Genomic DNA, 3,274 nt, shown 5'->3' with positions numbered 1-3,274 from the left:
CGCGGCGGCGCGGGCCGCCCTTGCCCCCGCGCTGGGGGCCGGACCCCTTCGGCCCCGGCTTCCCGGGTCCGCCGCCCGTACCGGTCTTGCCCGGCGCGGTGTCCTCGACCACGCGGAAGGTCATGCGCAGGTGCGCCGGCACGGTGGAGGCGTCGAAGTCAGCCGGGTCCAGCGGCGTACCGGTGCGCCGGGTGAGCGCCCGCGCCAGGGCGGCCGGGAAGCTGCCACTCCCCCGCACCGGCTGCGTGGCCGCGGCCCGCTCGTCACCCTCGAGCTCTGCTCGAAGGTCACCCAGGGCGGCCGCGGCGTGGTCCGTGGCGGGCACGAACGAGCGGCGCACTGCCTTGGGCAGGGAGCGCAGGAGCGCCACCGCCAGCTCCTCGCGCAGGCCCGGGACCTGCCAGTCGAAGCCCTCGTCGCGCACCCGGTTGAGCTGGCTCAACGTCAGGTGGACGGTCACACCGTCTGCCTCGGTGCCGGGCTCGAACTGGTAGGTCAGGGGCAGCTCCAGGTCGCCCTGCTGCCAGGTGGCCGGGAAGTCGGCCAGGTCCACGGCGGTGGGGTCCTCACCGGTCACCTCCTCCACCGACAGGTCGAGCAGGGCCGGGTCCTCGCGGCGGGCGGTCTTCCACCAGCTGTCGAAGTGCACCCCGGAGACGACCTCGGCGGGCAGCCGCTCGTCGTAGAAGCCGAAGAGCGCCTCGTCGTCGAGCAGGTCGCGGCGGCGGGAGCGCGCCTCGAGCTGCTCGATCTCGGCGAGGACCTTCTTGTTGTGGCCCCAGAAGGCGTGGCCGGTGTGCCAGTCCCCTTCCACCAGGGCGTGGCGGATGAAGAGCTCGCGCGCCAGCGCCGGGTCGACCCTCGCCAGGCCCACTTGCCGCCCGGCCACCAGCGGGATGCCCAGCAGGGTCACCCGCTCGTCGGCCACGGCCGAGCCCCGCTTGGAGGACCACCGCGGCTCGGAGTACTGCCGCTTCACCAGGTGCGCGGCGGCCTCCTCCACCCACGCCGGGTCCACCGTGGCATTGGTGCGCGCCCACAGCCTGGTGGTCTCCACCAGCTCGGCCGAGACGATCCAGTCCGGACGGGTGCGGAAGAGCCCCGAGCCGGGCTGGATGGAGAAGTGCGCCCCCCGGGCGCCCAGGTAGTCCCGGGCCTCCCGGTCGCGCAGGCCCACCTGGCTGAGCAGGCCGGGCAGCAGGCTGCGGTGCACCACCTCGGCCTTGGCCGGGTCCACCGGCGCGAAGCCCTCGTCGCGCTGCCGGGCGCGGTCGGACTCCACGCCCACCGACGAGTCCGCCCAGCCCAGGCCCTTCACCACGCTGCGCAGCTGATGGTGCACGTCCACCCACTCGCGCAGCCGCAGGTAGTGCAGGAACTCCGCGTGGCACAGGCGGCGGAAGGCCGAGCCCGACAGCGTGCCCTTGCGCTCGCGCACGTAGGCCCACAGGTTGAGCAGGGCCACGAAGTCGGAGTTCTCGTCCTTGAACCGGGCGTGCAGCTGGTCGGCGCGCTCGCGCTTCTCGGCCGGACGCTCCCGCGGGTCCTGGATACTCAGCCCGGCCACGATGACGAGCACCTCGGCCAGCGCCCCACGGCGGTGGGCCTCGAGCAGCATCCGGGCCAGGCGCGGGTCGGCCGGGATGGACGCCAGCTGGCGCCCCTCCTCGGTGAGGCGCACGACACCGCCGGAGGAGGCGGTCTGCCGGGTCACGGCCCCCAGCTCGTGGAGCAGGCGCAGGCCGTCGGTGACCAGCCGGGAGTCCGGCGGGTCCACGAAGGCGAAGCGCTGCACGTCGCCCAGCCCCAGGTGCGCCATCTGCAGGATGACGCTGGCCAGCGAGGTGCGCTGGATCTCCGGGTCGGTGAACTGCGGGCGCGCCTCGTAGTCCTCCTGGGAGTACAGGCGGATGCAGATGCCCGCGCTCACGCGTCCGGAGCGGCCCGCACGCTGGTTGGCCGAGGCCTGGGAGATCTTCTCGATGGGCAGGCGCTGCACCTTGAGCCGCTGGGAGTACCGGCTGATGCGCGCCGTGCCGGTGTCCACGACGTACCGGATGCCGGGCACGGTGAGCGAGGTCTCGGCCACGTTGGTGGCCAGCACCACGCGGCGCTTCGTGTGGGGCGCGAAGACGCGCTGCTGCTCGGCGGCCGAGAGGCGACCGTAGAGCGGCACGATCTCTGTGCCCGGCAGCTTGAGCCCCTCGAGGCCGTCCACGGCGTCGCGGATCTCCCGCTCGCCGGAGCAGAACACGAGGATGTCGCGGTCCTGCGGGCGTGGGTCGTCGGCGGGCACGTCCTCGGTCCAGAGCTCCTGCACCGCCTCGGCGATGCCGGTGACCTGGTCGATCTCCTCCTCGGAGTAGGTGCTCTCGTCGTAGCCCTCGGGGTCCTCCAGGGCGTGCGGGTTGGAGGCGTCCAGGGTGCTCAGCGGGCGGTAGCGCACCTCCACCGGGTAGGTGCGCCCGGAGACCTCCACCACCGGCACCGGGCCGCCCACGGCGTCGGCGAAGTGGTCGGCGAAGCGCTGCGGGTCGATGGTGGCCGAGGTGATGATCACCTTGAGGTCCGGCCGCTGGGGCAGCAGCTGGTGCAGGTAGCCGAGGATGAAGTCGATGGTGAGGCTGCGCTCGTGCGCCTCGTCGATGATGAGCGTGTCGTAGGCGCGCAGCTGCCGGTCGAACTGCATCTGGTTGAGCAGGATGCCGTCGGTCATCACCTTGACCAGCGTCTGCGGGCTGGTCATGTCGGTGAAGCGCACCTGGTAGCCGACCGGGCCGGTGGGGTCCTCGAGCTCGACGCCCAGCTCGTGGGCGATGCGGTCGGCCACGGAGCGGGCCGCGATGCGGCGGGGCTGGGTGTGGCCGATCATGCCGGTGACGCCGCGCCCGAGCTCCAGACAGATCTTGGGCAGCTGAGTGGTCTTGCCCGATCCGGTCTCGCCGGCCACCACGACCACCTGGTGGTCGCGGATGGCGGCCGCCAGGTCGTCCTTGCGGTCGACGACTGGCAGGTCGGGCCAGGTGAGCTCCGGTACCGAGGCGCGGCGGGCCTCGACCTGCTCGGGGGTCAGCGGGCGCGGACCCCGCGGAGCGCGGGCCCCACCGCGGGGTCCGCGTCCTCCCCCACGACCACCACGGCCGCGGCCCCGACCACGACCCCGACCACGACCTGCGCCGGCGCCACCGGCGTCACCACGGCCCCGTCCCGGCGCACCGCGACGGGGGCCACCGGGCTGCTCGGGCCCCTCAGCCATCGGCCCGGGTGGCGCGCG

At 73.7% G+C, this 3,274-nt stretch carries 2 protein-coding genes; both read right to left on the bottom strand.

The window, feature by feature from the left end; translation table 11 throughout:
- A partial coding sequence (hrpA, locus tag HMPREF3099_RS07060; RefSeq protein WP_070705335.1) for an ATP-dependent RNA helicase HrpA occupies positions 1-3,013 on the bottom strand: 3,013 nt, incomplete at its 3' end.
- A gap of 56 nt (positions 3,014-3,069) precedes the next feature.
- The coding region (locus HMPREF3099_RS13500) for a hypothetical protein (RefSeq protein WP_237769788.1) at positions 3,070-3,274 on the bottom strand (205 nt) is incomplete at its 5' end.

This window comes from Kytococcus sp. HMSC28H12, from assembly GCF_001816045.1.
GTDB lineage: Bacteria > Actinomycetota > Actinomycetes > Actinomycetales > Dermatophilaceae > Kytococcus > Kytococcus schroeteri.
The sequence above is the reverse complement of the archived record's forward strand: the minus strand, read 5'-3'. Positions and strand labels throughout refer to the sequence as shown.